The sequence below is a fragment of the Nonomuraea sp. NPDC050786 genome, from assembly GCF_040654115.1.
GTDB lineage: Bacteria > Actinomycetota > Actinomycetes > Streptosporangiales > Streptosporangiaceae > Nonomuraea.
This window is the reverse complement of record NZ_JBFAHJ010000048.1, coordinates 45828-61803: the sequence shown is the minus strand read 5'-3', so window position 1 is coordinate 61803 and position 15976 is coordinate 45828. Positions and strand designations below refer to the sequence as shown.

Sequence of the window (15976 nt, the reverse complement as noted above, 5' to 3'; positions counted from 1 at the left end):
GGCCCCACATCCCCACCCCTGCCGCCTATCCCACCCTGCAGGTGTACTTCTGCGGAGACGGCCGACCTCTCAGCGGACTCTGACCTGCGAGGCCGCCGTGCCACCGCCGGACGCCTCCCAGCCGGCCACCACCGCCGGGTGGGCGGCGAGGGCGCGGGCCAGGGGCACGGTCACGGTCGTGGTGCCCTTGCGGGAGACCGTGACGACGCGGCTGCCCGCCGTCCCCTGGTCATCCCGGACGAACACGTGCGCCTTGCCGGCCGCGTTCGCCCGTACCGTCACCTTCACCCCGTTCTGCCCGGCCGTGGCGGAGGTGACCCAGCCGCTCTCCGACTCCTTCGCCGCGGGGCCGCCCGCGAGCGGCACGTGCACCCGTACCGCCTGCTCCAGCGACTGCGGCGAGTCCAGGCTGGACAGGGCCGTGTCCGGGATCACCGGGTCGGGGACGGGCCGGTCCGCGGGCGGCTGGTAGCCGGCCAGCGTGGCGACGCCCCACCGGTACGGGTCGCCCTGCACGCCGCCCCACGTGGACCAGCCGATACGGGTCTGGCCGGTCTTGTCCTGGGTGTCGGAGTCGTAGACCAGGATGTTCAGGCCCAGGTGGGCGGGGTCGACGGAGCCCGGCAGCAGCGCCATCGGGATGGACATCTCCACGGTGTAGCCGTCCTGGGCGACCTTGGAGGCCACGCGCATGCCCGGCGCGGTCTGCTCGCCCGGTCCCTGCCGGTTGTCGGCGTCCCGCTCGAAGCACGGGGGGCCTTCAGCGGTGACGGGCAGGACGGCCGCCTTGAACGTGGTCGAGGTGTTCTCGGACGTGCCGCGCGGGTCGAACGTGACCTCCACCGAGTCGGTACGCCAGTGCCGCTTGCAGTCGGCGGTGGCCAGCCGCGTGCCGAGCACGTCATCCTTCACCTGGACCAGCAGGTAGAGGGTGTCGTCGTGCCAGGCGATCCGGGCCGTGCCCGAGCAGTCGGCCGCCGACGAGCAGGCGGTGCCCTCCCACAGGCGCGAGATGTCGAGCGCGGCCCCGGGGTACTCGCCGTCGCCCGCCACGCCGTCCACGGTGGGCGACGCCTGCGGGATGGAGGTCTTCGGGACCAGTTCGAGCGCCGGCCTGCTCGCGACCGCGCCATCCACGCTGATGGTGTACGCGTAGTCGCCGCCCTCGTTGGACGTCTTCAGCGAGGGATCGGAGTTGGTGACGGTGAACGGCACCGTCGTCGAGGCGCCGGCGGCCAGATCGGTGTAGGGCGCCTCCACGCGGTCCGCGGTGAAGCCGGCGGGCAGGTCCACGCGTACGGTGCCGGATCTGGTGGTGTCGCTGACGTTGGTCACCACGACGCCGACCTGCCGGGAGCCGCCGGAGGGCAGCGTGAGCACGGGCGTGACGGTGCCGCGCAGCTGCGGCACGCCGACCTCGGCCGTCCACTTCTCGAACTGGGCGACCTGGGGGAGCGGCTGCTGCGTGGCCCGCACGGCGGGGCTGACCTCGACCTGGCGGTCGGTGTACCCGCCGCCGTGCTCGGTGGTCAGCGTGGCCGAGACGCGGGCCCGTCCGGTGCCCTGGCCGGGCGTCACCGTGAACGTCGCCGTCCCCGTGCGTCCCGCGGCGAGCCTGCCCAGCTCGCCCGGGCCGCTGACCTGCCAGCCCTCGGGGACGCCCAGCCGCACCGACGACCGGCCCAGCGGCTCGCGCGCGGGCGCGGTCGCCGTGACCTTGACGGTGAACGGCGTTGCGGCCCGCACGTCGAACGTGCTGGTGCTCAGGCCGAACGACGTGCCGAGCGGGACCGTGCCGGACGCCCTGGTCAGCGCCCCGTCGAGGATCGCCGTGGGCGCGGAGGCCGCCGCGCTGCCTGGCGCGGGGAACGGCACCCGCGAGTCCACCTGCGTGAAGAAGTCGCAGCCGAGCTGGCCCGGGTCCGCCGGCACGTCGGGGAAGCCGGCCCACCCCTGGGAGGCGTACGTGCGCTGCGCCTCACGCTCGACGGCCGCCCACGTCTTGCCCTGGCTCTGGGAGGGGCGCCCGCCCCACACGCCGTACACGTTCTGGGCGGGGTTGGCGGGACGGAAGGTCGAGGCGCAGGACGGGCCGGTCTGCGAGGTGCCGCGACCGCCGCCGAGCAGCAGCCGGGCGGCCGCGAACGGCTTGAGCCCCTCGCGCGTGATCTGCTCGGGGAACGCCTTGGGGTCGGCCGCCGCGTAGAACGCCTGCACGGCCAGCCGCGCCGCCTGCTGGTGGTTGCCGTGGTTGCCGGGGGAGGGCGCCGGGTCCATGGTCAGGATCACCTCGGGCCGGGTCTGCCGGACCACCCGCACGACCTTCTCCAGGGTGTCGGCGCCCCAGATCTGGTCGGTCAGCGGGGCGCTCACCGTGTAGTAGAAGTCGACGTCGTCGAGGTTGAACACCTCGCCCACGCCTGCCTTGCCGACCGCCGACCGCTCCTCGGCCTCGCGCAGCAGCCCGAGCGCCGGTCCCTCCTCGGGGCCGACCGCGTTGCCGCCGCCCTCGCCGCGGGTGACGGTGACGACGCCGGTGCGGACGCCGTGCTCCTCCTTCCACTGGCCGAGCGTGGACAGGCTGAACGCCTCGTCGTCGGGGTGCGCGCCGACGAACAGCGCGTCGAGGTCCACGGGCGAACCGGCGGAGGCTACGGACGGGACGGCGGGTAAGACGGCGAGCGCGACCGTGGCGGCCAGCAGCAGCGACAGGCGTTTACGCATGGGACCTCCGGAAGGGCGGCTACTCGCGGACTGCCCCCTGGAGCAGACCGCGGACGAAGTGGCGCTGAAGGAACAGGTAAAAAATCACCACCGGGGTCGCGACGATGACCGACCCGGCGGCGAGCAGGGTGAAGCCGGAGGTGTACTGGCCCTGGAAGAAGGCCAGACCCAGCGGCGCGGTCCGCAGCGACTCGCTGGTCACCATGATCAGCGGGATGAGGAACTCGTTCCACGTCCACATGAAGACCAGCACGGTCAGCGTGACGACGGCGGGCCGGGCCGGCGGCACCAGCACCTGCCACAGGATGCGCCAGGTCGAGGCGCCGTCGATGCGGGCGGCCTCCACGATCGCGCGGCTGGAGGCCCGGAAGTACGCCCGCATCCAGAACGTGCCGAACGCCACCGACAGCGCCACCTGCGGCAGCGCCACCGACCAGAACGTGTCGATCAGCCCGAGCGAGCGCAGGTCGAAGTAGAGCGGCACCGCGATGGCCTCGCTCGGCATCATGATCCCGAGCATGAACAGGTAGAAGAGCACCGACTGGCCGCGGAAGCGCATGGTGCCGAACGCGTACCCGCTCATGATCGACAGCACCACGCTCACGACCACGACGAACGACGACACCGCCAGGCTGCTGCGCAGGTACGTGCCGAAGTGCCCGATCTCCCACGCCGCCGTGAAGTTGCCCAGCCCGGACGTGCCGCCGCTGTCGGCGGGGCCGAGCGCGGCGGAGAGGATCGTCACGATGGGGAAGAGCGCGAACGCGGCGAACACCGACAGGATGACGTAGTTGGCCACCCGCTCACCGCGCGAGATCACGTGACCCTCCTGTCCGCGAACCGGTTGATCCCGAACGAGATCACGAAGATGACGACGGTGAGGGTGACGCCAATGGCCGCCGCCGAGCCGATCTGGCTGAGCCCGAAGGCCCGGTGGTAGACCTCGTACGACGGCACCGACGTCGAGTCGCCGGGCCCGCCGCGCGTGGTGACGTACACCAGGTCGAACGTGCGCAGCGCGGCGATCACCGTCAGCGTCAGCGCGACCGCGATCTCCCCGCGCACCGACGGCAGCGTGACCGCGAAGAACTCCCTGACCGCGCCCGCGCCGTCCAGCCGCGCGGCCTCGTACAGCTCGCCGGGGATGCGGCTCATCCCGGCCAGCAGCAGCACGGTCACCAGCCCGGTCTCGAACCACGTGCCGACCACCCCGACCGCGGGCAGCGCGAACGTGTAGTCGCCCAGCCAGCCCCGCGTGAGCGAGTCGAGCCCGATCGCGCCGAGCAGCGTGTTCAGCGTGCCGTCGGGCGCGTAGACGCGCCGCCAGGCGACGGCCACCACGACCATGGCCACCACCTGCGGCAGGAACACGACGGTGCGGAAGAACCCGAGCCCGCGCACCTTGGCGTGGTTGAGTATCGCGGCCAGCCCCAGCCCGATGACCAGCGGCCCGGCCGCGTAGAACACGATCAGCACGAGCGCATGGCCGAACGCCGCCCGCAGCCCCTCGTCGGCGACGATCGCGACGTAGTTGTCCAGGCCGACCCAGCGGCCGAGCGACAGCCCGTCCCAGTCGTACAGCGACAGCTGCACCGCGCGCCCGATCGGGTAGAGCAGGAAGAGCGCGTAGACGACGAACGCCGGAAGCAGGTAGAGATAGGCGACGCGGCGCGGCTCCCCGGGAGGCTGCCGGAGCATGCTCACCCGTTGCTCTCGGCGAACGTCTTATAGTCCTTCTCCAGTGTGGCCAGGAACTCCTGCGGGCTCTGCTTCTTGGCCAGCAGGTCCTGCAGCGCCGCGCCCAGCGTGTCGGCGAACGTCGGCGTCGCGTAGTCGAGGTACGGCACCAGCCCGTCCTTGGCCGTCACCGTGCCGAACGCGGTGAAGACGTCCTGCTGCGGCCCCGCCGGGACGCTCTGCTGCGCCGTGTCGGCGACGGGCAGGTTGCCGGTGGCGGTCAGCACCTTCATCGCGTCGGCGCCGGTGATGAAGTCGATGTACGCCGCCGCCGCGTCAGGGTGCGGGCTCTTGGCCGTGATCGCGAACGGCAGCCCGGTCCCGCCGGTGGCGACGGGCGGCGCGTCGGCCGTGGCGCCCGGCGGCAGCATGAAGCCCAGGTCCTTGCCCAGGGCCTTCTGCAGGTCGGCGAGGAGCCAGGTGCCCGCGATCAGGAAGACACCCTGGCCCTTGCCGAACGCCTGCCACGCCGGGTCGTAGCCCTGGCCGTTGAAGCCCTTGTTGAAGTAGCCCTTGTCGACCCAGCCGACGATCTCCTCGGCGGCCTTGGTGTTCTCGGGCGTGTTCCACGACGCGCCCTTGCGGCCGAAGGCCAGCGTGCTGATCTGGTCCTTCGGGACGCCGCGGCCCTGCACGGTGCCGAACACGTGGATGGCCGGCCACTTGTCGAGGTTGCCCAGCTGCATCGGCACCTCACCCGCCGTCTTGGCCTTGGCCAGCGCGGCCTCGAACTCGGCCCACGTCTTCGGCGGCTGCAGGCCGAGCTTGGTCAGCTTGGCCTTGTTGTAGAAGACGCCGACGACCTCGCCGACCTGCGGGAGGCCGTACAGGTTGCCCTCGCCGAACACCTTGCCGTCGGGGCTGTAGCTCGAATAGCGCAGCACGGACTGCGGGTAGCGCTTCTTCCAGCCGTACGCCTCGGCGTAGGCGTCGAGCGGGCGGAGCTGCCCCGCCTTGACGAACGCGCCCATCGAGGAGCGCCCGTTGTTGGCCTCCACGACGTCGGGCGGCTCGTTGCCGCTCAACGCCAGGCGCAGGGTCGTGTTCAGGTCGTCGAAGGAGCGGCTCACCCGGTTGAGCTTGATGTTGGGGTACTTCGCCTGGAAGGCGTCGTTGAGCTGCTTCATCTGGGCGGCCTGGCCGCCGCGTACCTCCTGGTCCCAGACCGTGAGCGTGACGTTGCCGAGGCTCGGGGCGTCGGTGCGTACCGACGACTGAGGGGTGGCCGCCGGACTGGGCGGGGCCGAGGAGCCCGGAGCGCACGCGGCCAGGGTCAGGGCGCCGGCGGCGAGCACGGTCAGCGCTCGGAGCGGGGGGTTCATGTGGTGTTACTCCTTCTGCGCGGGCACGCGAGGTGTGTCGGGGTCCTCGTCGTCGGGCCGGTCCTGGCGGATACCGGGGAGCTGGGGGCCCACGTCGGCGTACCGGGCGATGGTGGCGGCGGCGCGGCGCACGGCGCCCACCGGGACGGCGGGCACCAGCTTGTCGAGGAAGGCGTAGCGGCGGGCCAGCGAGCTGCCGTAGGCGCCGCTGTGGTCGGCCGAGTCGCGCACCTCGTGCCACCAGTCGGCGATGTCGCCCCAGCCCGGCGCGGCCAGCGAGCCGCCGAACTGCTGCACCGCCAGCGCCGCGCAGAGCTGCGCGAACGCCAGCCGGTCGGAGAGCGGCCAGCGGCACAGCGTGCCGAGCACGAAGCCCGCGCCGAAGACGTCGCCCGCGCCGGTCGGGTCGAGCGCCGTCACCCGCGGCGCGGGCACGAACGCCTCCTCGCCCGTCGCCGAGTCGATGGCCATGGCGCCGTTGGCCCCGTCGGTCACCACAGCGACGGGCACCTTGTCGGCGATCACGTAGAGGGCGTCACGCGGGGTGTCGACGCCGGTGTAGGCCATCGCCTCGACCGCGTTGGGCATGAACGCGTGGCAGAGCGCGAGCTGGTCCAGCAGGGAGCGCGACCACACGCCCGAGGGGTCCCAGCCCACGTCGGCGAAGATGAGGGCGCCGTCGCGGCGGGCCAGCTCGGCCCAGTTGGACGGACTGTCGGGGGAGTCGAGCGGCTCCTCGGTGGAGAGCGGCACGATCACCGCCTTGGAGCGAGGCGGCTTGCCGATCATCTCGGAGGCCGCCATGGGCGCCGGGTGGCCGTGCGTCACCATGCTCCGGTCGCGGTCGACCGCCATGGAGACCGTCACCGGCGAATGCCACTGCTTGAACCGCCGCGACCTGGACAGATCGACCGACTCCTGCTCCTCCAGCGTCCGCCAGCAGAAGTCGCCGTAGTCGTCGTCGCCGAACGCGGCCGCCAGCGAGGTGCGCAGCCCCAGCCGGCTGGTCGCGATGGCGAGGTTGGCGATGCCGCCGGGGCACGAGCCCATGCCCTCGGCCCAGATCTCGGTGCCGGCCGCCGGCATCGCGGGCAGGCCGGTGAAGACGATGTCGAGAAAGACCGTGCCCGCCAGGAAGACGTCGAACTGCGGCGCGTCCGGGGTGCGCTCGTCGGCGAGAGGGTCGTAGGCCTGCATGGACACGGGAATACATCCTCCCCGGCACGAATCGAGATGTGGGAAATCTTGCACGTTTGCGCGCGCACTTCAAGTCTCTCCTGGGAGTTTTTGGTCAAAGGTGCATGTTCCTGCGCGAAACTGACTGATACACTCGCGCCGTGCTTCAGCGCCTCAGGCATGCGGAGATCATGCGCCGGGTCCGACTCTCAGGCGCCACCAGCGTTCGCGATCTCGCCAGCCAGCTCGGCGTGAGCCCGTCCACCATCCGCAGGGACCTCGAGGTGCTCGACCGCGACGGCACGCTGCGGCGCGTCCGCGGCGGAGCCCTGCTCCTCGACGACGGGGCGAGCGTCGACGCCGACGCGGACGCCGACCGGCCGTTCGCCGAGGTGGCGGTCGTGGACGAGCAGGACAAGGAGGCGGTCGCGGCCCGCGCCGCCGAGCTCGTGAGCGACGGCGAGGTGCTCCTGCTCGACATCGGCACCACGACCATGCGCCTCGCCCGCCGGCTGCGCGGGCGCCGCGTCACCGTGGTCACCTCGAGCCTCGCCGTGCTCGACGTGCTGCGCTCCGATCCCGAGGTCGAGCTGCTGCTGCTCGGCGGCATGGTGCGCCGGCCGTACCACTCGCTGGTCGGGGTGCTGACCGAGGCCGCGCTCAGCCAGGTGGTCGCCGACCGCGTGTTCCTGGGCGTCAGCGGCGTGCGGCCGGACGGGCAGCTCGTGGACACCACCCTGGCCGAGGTGCCGCTGAAGCGGGCGATGATCGCGGCGGCGGGACAGGTGGTGCTGCTCGTCGACCGGCACAAGTTCCCCGGCACCGGCGCTCTGCGGGTGTGCGGTCCCGACGACATCGACGTGATCGTGACGAACGAGGGCGCCGACGAGGCGACGCTGCGCACCTGCGCGACCGCCGGCGCCGAGGTCCTGCTGGCGTGAAGGGAATCCGATGAGACTGGCCGTTCTCGGGGGCGGCGGCTTCCGTGTGCCGCTCGTGTACGGCGCGCTCCTGCGCGACACCGCCAAGCCGCGCGTGGAACAGGTGGTGCTGTACGACGTGTCGCAGGATCGCCTCGAGGCCATCCGCCACGTGCTGCGCCGGCTCGCCGCCGGGCACGACGAGCCACCGGAGATCCAGATCACCACCGACCTGGACACCGCGCTCCGCGACGCCGCGTTCGTCTTCTCCGCCATCCGGGTCGGCGGCCTGGCCGGCCGCATCGCCGACGAGCGGGTCGCGCTGGACCTGGGCCTGCTCGGCCAGGAGACGACCGGTCCCGGCGGCATCTCGTACGGCCTGCGCACCATCCCCGTCGCGATGCGCGTGGCCGAACGGGTGGCCGCGCTCGCGCCCCAGGCCTGGGTCATCAACTTCACCAACCCCGCGGGCATGATCACCGAGGCCATGCGCCATGTGCTCGGCGACCGGGTGATCGGCATCTGCGACTCGCCGATCGGGCTGATCAGGCGGGCCGCCGCCGCGCTCGGGCTCGACCCCGCGCGCGTGTCGCCCGACTACGTGGGGCTCAACCACCTCGGCTGGCTGCGCGGCCTCGGCCACGACGGGCGCGACGTGCTGCCGGGGCTGCTCGCGGACGACGCCGCGCTGCGGCAGGTGGAGGAGGCGCGCATCTTCGGTGCCGACTGGGTGCGCACGCTGGGCGCGCTGCCCAACGAGTACCTGTACTACTACTACTTCACCCGGGAGTCGGTGGCCGCGATCTCCGGTCAGACGCGCGGGGAGTCCCTGGTGCGGCAGCAGGACGACTTCTACGCGGCCGCGCGGGCGCGCCCCGACGACGCGCTCGCCGAGTGGGTCAGGACGCGCAGGCTGCGCGACGAGTCGTACATGGCCGAGGCCCGCGACGCCACCGAGGCCGGCGAGCGCGCCGCCGCCGACCTGGAGGCGGGCGGGTACGAGGGCATCGCGCTGGCGCTCATGGCCGCCATCGCCCGCGGCGAGCCCACCTCCATGATCCTCAACGTGCGCAACGGCGCCGCGGTGCCCGGCCTGCCCGCGGACGCGGTCGTCGAGATCCCGTGCGCGGTGGACGGCTCAGGCGTCCGCCCTCTGGCCACCCGGCCCCTGCCGGGCCGCTTCCTGGGGCTGATGCAGCAGGTCAAGGCGGTGGAGCAGACCACCATCGAGGCCGCCATGACCGGGTCGGCCCGCCTGGCGGTCGAGGCTTTCGCCCTGCATCCCCTCGTGGACTCGGTGACGACGGCCCGTCGGCTGCTCGACGGCTACCGGGCCCGCATCCCTGAGCTCGCCGCCGCGATCCCCGGCTCCTCCGACTCTCAGAGGCCGTGACCGGCGGCCTCTTCGAGAGGACGGCCGGTGGCCTCTTGGAGGGGACGGCCGGTGGCCTCTTGGAGGGGACGGCCGGTGGCCTCCTGGACGGGGCGGCCGAGGGACCGGGCGGCGGCCTGGAAGAGGTGGAGCTCGCGCCCGGGACGGCAGACGAGCTGCAGCCCCACCGGCAGGCCGGCCACGGTGCCTGCGGGCACGGTCAGCGCGGGCAGCCCCAGCACGTTCCACGGACTGGTGAGGGCGAGCAGGGCGGCACGCACGGCGACGGTCCTGCCGTCCACCTCGGTCTCGCGCTGCTGGAGCAGCGGGGCCACGATGGGCACGGCCGGCAGGGCGAGCACGTCGTGCCGCTCGAACAGCGCCCCCACCTCCCGGGCGAGCCGGGAGCGCGCGGCCAGGGCACGGACGTACCGCCAGCCGGGCAGCTCGGCGGCCACGCGCAGGCGTTCCAGCACCTCGGGGTCGAATAGCTCGGGCGCCGCGGCCAGCCGGTCGGCGTGCACCGCCGCCGCCTCGCAGCTCTGGATCGCCGTGTACGTCTCCCGCAACTCCTCGTCCAGCCCCGGCCGCAGCCGCAACTCGCCCTCGTGACCCGACACGTCCCGCACCGCGCGCACCACCCGCGGGTCCGCGGCGAACAGCCCGGCGGGATCGAGCCAGCCCACCCGCGCCGGACCGGCGTCCTCGCGGAGCTGGGCGGAGGCCAGGCAGCGGTAGGCGATCAGGCAGTCGCGCACGTCGCCCGCCAGGATGCCGACATGGTCGAGGCTCTGCGACAAGGGGAACACGCCGTCCGCCGGTATCGCGCCGTACGCCGGCTTGAACCCGGCGACCCCGCACAGAGCGGCCGGGATGCGCACCGAGCCGCCGGTGTCGGTGCCGAGCGCGAGCGGCACCATGCCCGCCGCCACGGCCGCGGCGCTGCCGCCGCTGGAGCCACCGGTCATGCGCGCCGGATCCCTGGGGTTGCGTGACGGGCCGTTGGCCGAGCGGTCGCCCATGGGGCCGTACGCGAACTCGTGCGTGGTCGTCTTGCCCACGATGACCGCTCCGGCCCGGCGCAGCCTGGTCACGCATTCGGCGTCGGTGTCCGGGACGTGGCCGGCGAAGTGCCGCGAGCCCATCGTCGCGGGGATCCCCGCCACGTCGATGAGATCCTTCACGCCGACCGGCACGCCGTGCAGCGGACCCCGGTCGGTGCCCGCCGCCAGCTCGGCGTCCGCCCGCAGCGCCGCGGCCCGCGCCCCGTCGGCGTCCACGGTGACGAACGCGTTCAGCTCGCGGTCCTGCCCGGCGATGGCTTCGAGGGCCCGTTCGACGAGCTCTCCGGAGGTGGTGCGGCCTTCGCGCAGGTCCTCGGCGAGGCCGATGACGTCACGGCCGGTGAAGGGGCCGGTGAAGGGGCCGGGGGAGATCGGCATGGAGTCCTTTCCAGGCATCGTCGGGTGACGGATCCCACTGAACACCATGCGCCTGCCTCTTTCGAGGGCGGGTTTCCGGGAAGCTCAGGCCCGCCCGCCGTGTTGCTGCCGGCATGGACAAGCGTTTCGCGGACGGCGATGTCATCAAGCGGCTGCTGCACGAGGCACAGACCTGGGCCTTCGTCGGGCTGAGCGACAACCCCGAGCGTACGGCCTACGACCAGGCGCGGCTGCTCCAGGCGAGAGGCAAGCGGATCATCCCCGTCCATCCTGCCGCCGAGACCGTGCTGGGCGAGACCGGATACCCGTCGCTCGCCGAGGTGCCGGAGAAGGTGGACGTCGTCGCCGTCTACCGGCGCTCCGAGGTCGCGGGGGAGTCGGTCGACGAGGCGGTGGCGATCGGAGCCGGGGCGGTCTGGCTGCCGCTCGGCGTCATCGACGAGGCCGCGGCCCAGCGCGCTTCGGACGCCGGCCTCGACGTCGTCATGGACCGCTGCCCGGGCGTCGAATGGGCCTTGCGCCGTTAGGGCTCCTGCGCTTCCGTGACCAGCTCATGGGGCGACAAGTCACTACAAGTCCGATCCAAGTGCTCTTCAAGTCGTGATCCCTAACTTCGTCATCACAAGCACGACAGGTTCCACGGAATACCGGGGGAACGAGAACACGCCGCGGAAGCGGTGAAAAGGGGAGACGACATGTCGAAGATCACGCTCAACGACCTTGCCGTTGACGGTGCCGAGCTGACCGACGCCGAGCTGGGCGACGTGGCCGGTGGCCGGATGTCCGTGTCCTGGTACATCGGTGGCAAGCCCGCCGAGTGGGAGGGCACCAACAACTGACCCGTACCGGGTGAGTGGTGATCAGGCGGCGGAGCGGGCTCGTCCCGCTCCGCCGCCGCTTCTTCAGGGCACGAGGCGACGGGAACATGATCCTCATACTGAGCGACCCCCTGGACGACACGGTCGAACTGGTGATGCCGAAGCTGCTGCGCCGGAACGTCCCGGTGATCTGGTGGGACAGCGGGGACTTCCCCGCCAGGAGCCGGCTCACGGTGGCCTTCGCGGACGGTGAGCACCGGATGACACTCCACACCGAGCACGGCGCCCTCGATCTTTCGACGGTGACGGCGGTGTGGCGCAGGCGTCCTACCCGCTCGGCGGCGTCGGCCGAGGTGTCGGAGCCGAGCCATCGGGAGCACGTCGCCTGGCAGGCGCAGTTCCTCCTGGACGGAGCCTGGGACCTGATCCCCGCCCGGTGGCTGCCCTCCCGGCGCGAGCCGGAGCGGCAGGCCCACAACAAGATCATTCATATGGCCCGCGCGGCGGCGCTGGGTTTCTCCGTACCGGAGACGTCGTTCACCAACGATCCGGCCGAGCTGGTCCCGGCCTACGAGCGCGCCCAGGGCAGGCTCATCGCCAAGCAGATCAACTCCGACAACTTCACGGTCGACGGCGAGGAGCACCGTACGTACACGACCGTGCTGACCCGCCGTCACCTCACCTCACGGCACCTGCTGCAGCACGAGCCCGTGATCCTCCAGCCGTACGTGGCCAAGGCCGTGGAACTGCGCGTGATCGTCGTGGCGGACGAGGTGTTCGCCGCCGAGATCGACTCGCAGGCGTCCCGGACGGCCAGGGAGGACTGGCGCCACTACGACGACGACCGGGTCAGGTACGCCCCGCACGCGCTCCCCGCGGACGTGGAGAAGCGCTGCGCCGAGCTGGTCGCCTCGTTCGGGCTGACGTACGGGGCCATCGACCTGATCCTCACGCCGGAAGGCGACTACGTCTTCCTGGAGATCAATCCCAACGGCGCCTGGGGGTTCATCGAGACGCGTACGGGCCTGCCCATCAGCGACGCCGTCGCCGCCTGGCTCGCCCGCGACGAGACCCCCGGTCGGACGGCCGCGCACCAGCAGGAGGGAGAGCCCCATGAGTGACTTCGGCGCCGTTCTGGAGTCCGCCGTCGAACTGCTGCGCGGGCTGCCCCGCAGGCGCGCCCACGTGGACGCGGCCCGCAGGAGCGCCGCGCAGTGGACGGCGGAGCACCCGGGCACCGACGCCCAGCTCGTCGTCGACCTCCGGCCCGGTACGCCGGTGGTCGACTACGACCTCCTGCTCGCGCACCCGGACGGCGGGACGGTCGCGCTGACCGCCCCGGCCGACGAGGGCGTGCCCTGGCTGATCGAGCACTCGACCCACTGGGCGGCGGGCCAGCTGGTCAGCGTGGACCAGGTCCACCTGTCCGTGGCCCAGGCGCTCACCATGCTCCGTTCGCTCTCCCGCGCCGGCATGTCCCCGCACGACGAGATCGTCGAGCAGTGCCTGCTCCTCAACGAGGTGCTGGCCGACGACGAGCCGCTCGCCGCCGAGGACCTCCAGGCGGCGGCCGACGAGTTCCGCAGAGGGCGTGGCCTGCACGACCGCGCGGCGACCGTCGCCTGGCTGGAGCGGATCGGCATGTCCCTGCCGCAGTTCGAGCAGTATGTCGGCGGCATAGCCCGCCGCCGCAGGTTCCGGCGGCGCAAGGAGGCGGAGCTCGCCCCCGCCTACCTCGCCGCGCACCGCGCCGAGTTCGCCAGGGTACGGGCGCTGTGGGTGACGGGCCCGGCACCCCTCGCCGCCGCCACGCGCGATGAGCTGATCGCCGCGCTCACGACGGCCGCCGTCGAGGCCCAGGCGACCGCCGGTGACCGGTGGGAGCGCGAGCTGCCCGAGCCGCTGCGCGGCGCCGAACCCGGGAGCGTCGTCGGGCCTGTCCGGCACGGGAAGGGCTTCCTCACCGGCTCGGTGACCGAACGCCGGCCTGGCGAGGACGACCCCGCCGCCCTGGCCGCCGCGGGGCAGGCCGCCTTCGACGCCTGGCTGGCCGAGCGCCGCGAGCGCGCGTCGATCGAATGGCACTGGTCGTGAGCCGCCCCCTCTACCGCGAAGAGGCGCTGCGCCGGTACGCCGACGCCGCCACCCGGGAGAGCGCGGCGCTGGTCATCCGGCGAAGGTGGTTCGTGCTGCTCTGGGGCCTCGTCATCGTGCTCCTCGCCATCGGGGGCGGGCTCGCGCTCGCCGTGGCATCGGGGATCCCGTCATGAGCAGGCGCGTGCCGGTCCTGATGCAGAACACCGTCTCCGAATGCGGGGCGGCGTGCCTGGCCATGGTGCTGTCGTTCCACGGGCACCGCGTCTCGCTCCACGAACTCACCGACCGGCTCCAGGTCGGCAGGGACGGGCTCACCGCGCTCGCCGTCGTGGCGGCGGCCCGCGAGTCGGGGCTGACCGCCAGGGCCTTCTCGCTCGAGCCCGAGGACCTCGCCCGCATCCCCATGCCCGCCGTCGTCCACTGGGAGTTCAACCACTTCGTGGTGGTCGAGCGCTGGGCTCCCGGCCGCGTCGACATCGTGGACCCCGCGCGCGGGCGGCGCAGGCTCACGGCGGAGGAGTTCAACGCCGGGTTCACCGGCGTCCTGCTGGCCTTCGAGCCGGGCCCGGAGTTCAGGCGCGGGCGCTCCAGCGCGGCGCGCACGTGGCGGCGCCGGTTCCTGAAGGATCTCGTCATGCGCCGGCGCGGCCTGATCGCGCAGGTCGTCCTCGCGTCGCTGCTGCTCCAGTTGCTCGGGCTGGTGCTGCCGCTGTTCTCGCAGGTGCTGGTGGACCGGGTGCTGCCCATGGGCGCCGAGTCGCTGCTCGGCCTGCTCGGCGCGGGCGTCGTGCTCGCCACGGTGACGCAGTTCGTGCTCGGCGCGCTCCGTTCGGTGCTGCTGGTCGCGGTCAGGGCTGGCGCCGACGCCGAACTGACCAGAGGAGTGGTCTCTCACCTGATCGCCCTGCCGTACCGCTACTTCGCGACGCGAGGCACCGGCGACCTGGTCACCAGGGCGGGCAGCGTCGCGGTGCTCAGGGAGATGCTGACCGGCCAGATCCTGTCGGCCCTGCTGGACGGGCCGCTGGCGATCGGGTATCTGATCCTGGTCGTCGTACGGGACCCGCTGTTCGGCGCGTGCCTGCTGGGCGTGGCACTGCTGCAGATCGTGCTGCTGGTGGCGACCGGCCGCCGGGTCAACTACCTCGCCCAGCAGGGGCTGACCGCGTTCTCGGCGACACAGAGCCAGCTGATCCAGGCCATCGGAGGCATCGAGACCCTCAAAGCGTCCGGGGCCGAGAAGCACGCGGTCGGCCAGTGGTCCAGGAACTTCACCGCCCAGCTCAACGCGGACATCCGCGGCGGCATCACCCAGGGCCTGCTGGAGGCGGCGCTCGGCGCCATCCGCGTGCTCGCCCCGCTCGCCCTGCTCTGGGTCGGGGCCTGGCGGGTGCTGGACGGGGAGCTCACCTTGGGCGCCCTGCTCGCGCTCAACGCCGTCGCCGTCGGCGCGCTGACGCCGCTGTCGTCGCTCATGTCGAGCATGCGGAGCCTCCAGCAGGCGGGCGCCCACTTCGACCGGCTCTCCGACATCCTGACCTCCGACCCCGAGCCTTCCGACGGCATCGAGGTCCTCAGGCTGCGCGGCGCGGTCGAGCTGCGCGACGTCGGCTTCCGGTACGACCCCCGGGCGCCGTGGACGCTCCAGGGCATCTCACTGAAGATCGAGCCCGGCCAGAAGGTCGCACTGGTCGGCCCCTCCGGGTCGGGCAAGAGCACGCTGGCCCGGCTGCTGCTGGCACTTCACACGCCGACCACGGGCGAGATCCGTTACGACGGGGTGCCGGTGAGCGAGCTGAACCTGCGCACGCTGCGGCGGCAGTTCGGCGTCGTCACCCAGGACCCCTCGCTCTTCACCGGCACGATCAGGGAGAACATCGCACTGAACGAACCCGGCGCCTCCTTCGACCGGATCGTCGAGGCGGCCAGGACCGCCCGTCTGGACGCCGAGATCCGTGAGATGCCCATGAAGTACGAGACCATGCTCACCGAGGGCGCCGGACTCTCGGGCGGCCAGCGGCAGCGGCTCGCCCTCGCGCGTGCCCTGCTCTCCCGGCCGAAGATCCTGCTGCTCGACGAGGCGACCAGCAACCTCGACAGCGAGAGCGAGGCGGCGATCGAGAGCCACCTCGCCCGGCTGACCCAGACCCGGATCGTCATCGCGCACCGGTTGAGCACGATCCGCGACGCGGACCTGATCCTGGTGGTCGACGGCGGCCGCGTCGTCGAGCGGGGCACCCATGACCGGCTCCTGGCCGACGGAGGTCGTTACGCCGCCTTGGTGGCCGCTCAGACGGAGCGCGCCGCCTGATCGTGATGGCTTGCCACTGGACGGGGCTTGTGTCCCGATTGCCGTCCGGGGCGCGTC

14 protein-coding genes are annotated in these 15976 nt (G+C 72.5%); 8 read left to right on the top strand and 6 right to left on the bottom strand.

Going from position 1 to position 15976, the window contains the following annotated elements:
* Window positions 1–69 precede the first annotated feature (69 nt).
* From AB0H84_RS50055 to AB0H84_RS50035, 5 genes are read right to left on the bottom strand one after another with little or no spacing between them, the layout of a single operon-like run.
* Entirely contained in the window at window positions 70–2724 is a 2655-nt protein-coding gene (locus AB0H84_RS50055) for a sugar-binding protein (protein WP_357620915.1), read from the bottom strand.
* A 19-nt stretch (window positions 2725–2743) separates the two neighbouring features.
* Window positions 2744–3544, bottom strand: a complete 801-nt coding sequence (locus AB0H84_RS50050) for a carbohydrate ABC transporter permease (RefSeq protein ID WP_357620913.1) — start codon at window positions 3542–3544, stop codon at window positions 2744–2746.
* A complete protein-coding gene (locus AB0H84_RS50045; protein ID WP_357620919.1) occupies window positions 3541–4422 on the bottom strand; it encodes a sugar ABC transporter permease in 882 nt (293 codons plus the stop codon). The genes AB0H84_RS50050 and AB0H84_RS50045 overlap by 4 nt, the downstream gene beginning before the upstream one ends.
* Window positions 4423–4424: 2 nt before the next feature.
* On the bottom strand, window positions 4425–5783 hold the full coding sequence (locus AB0H84_RS50040; RefSeq protein ID WP_357620911.1) for an extracellular solute-binding protein: 1359 nt from the start codon (window positions 5781–5783) through the stop codon (window positions 4425–4427).
* A gap of 6 nt (window positions 5784–5789) precedes the next feature.
* A complete protein-coding gene (locus AB0H84_RS50035; RefSeq protein WP_357620917.1) occupies window positions 5790–6980 on the bottom strand; it encodes a carbohydrate kinase family protein in 1191 nt (396 codons plus the stop codon).
* A 140-nt stretch (window positions 6981–7120) separates the two neighbouring features.
* On the opposite strand from AB0H84_RS50035, the gene AB0H84_RS50030 reads away from it, so the two are divergent.
* Both AB0H84_RS50030 and AB0H84_RS50025 read left to right on the top strand, forming a co-directional pair.
* Window positions 7121–7900 carry a DeoR/GlpR family DNA-binding transcription regulator gene (locus AB0H84_RS50030; RefSeq protein ID WP_357620909.1) on the top strand — a complete coding sequence of 260 codons (780 nt, stop codon included), beginning with the start codon at window positions 7121–7123 and terminating at the stop codon, window positions 7898–7900.
* 10 nt (window positions 7901–7910) lie between these two features.
* A complete protein-coding gene (locus AB0H84_RS50025) occupies window positions 7911–9272 on the top strand; it encodes a 6-phospho-beta-glucosidase (protein ID WP_357620907.1) in 1362 nt (453 codons plus the stop codon).
* On the opposite strand, the gene AB0H84_RS50020 is transcribed toward AB0H84_RS50025, so the two are convergent.
* On the bottom strand, window positions 9260–10693 hold the full coding sequence (locus AB0H84_RS50020) for an amidase (protein ID WP_357620905.1): 1434 nt from the start codon (window positions 10691–10693) through the stop codon (window positions 9260–9262). The genes AB0H84_RS50025 and AB0H84_RS50020 overlap by 13 nt on opposite strands.
* Window positions 10694–10806: 113 nt before the next feature.
* On the opposite strand from AB0H84_RS50020, the gene AB0H84_RS50015 reads away from it, so the two are divergent.
* The 6 genes from AB0H84_RS50015 to AB0H84_RS49990 all read left to right on the top strand — a co-directional run bounded on the left by AB0H84_RS50015 (window position 10807) and on the right by AB0H84_RS49990 (window position 15919).
* Entirely contained in the window at window positions 10807–11220 is a 414-nt protein-coding gene (locus tag AB0H84_RS50015; RefSeq protein ID WP_357620903.1) for a CoA-binding protein, read from the top strand.
* Window positions 11221–11388: 168 nt separating this feature from the next.
* Complete coding sequence (locus AB0H84_RS50010) at window positions 11389–11532, top strand: putative ATP-grasp target RiPP (RefSeq protein ID WP_357620901.1); 144 nt, start codon at window positions 11389–11391, stop codon at window positions 11530–11532.
* Between the two features lie 17 nt (window positions 11533–11549).
* Entirely contained in the window at window positions 11550–12632 is a 1083-nt protein-coding gene (locus tag AB0H84_RS50005) for an MvdC/MvdD family ATP grasp protein (protein WP_357620899.1), read from the top strand.
* Window positions 12625–13605 (top strand): TIGR04500 family putative peptide maturation system protein, encoded by a 981-nt coding sequence (locus AB0H84_RS50000; protein ID WP_357620898.1) that lies wholly within the window; start codon window positions 12625–12627, stop codon window positions 13603–13605. The genes AB0H84_RS50005 and AB0H84_RS50000 overlap by 8 nt, the downstream gene beginning before the upstream one ends.
* Window positions 13590–13781: a hypothetical protein gene (locus AB0H84_RS49995; RefSeq protein WP_357620896.1), complete on the top strand. Its 192-nt coding sequence runs from the start codon at window positions 13590–13592 to the stop codon at window positions 13779–13781. Before AB0H84_RS50000 ends, AB0H84_RS49995 begins: the two co-directional genes overlap by 16 nt.
* Window positions 13778–15919, top strand: a complete 2142-nt coding sequence (locus AB0H84_RS49990; RefSeq protein WP_357620894.1) for a peptidase domain-containing ABC transporter — start codon at window positions 13778–13780, stop codon at window positions 15917–15919. The genes AB0H84_RS49995 and AB0H84_RS49990 overlap by 4 nt, the downstream gene beginning before the upstream one ends.
* The last annotated feature ends 57 nt before the right edge of the window (window positions 15920–15976 follow it).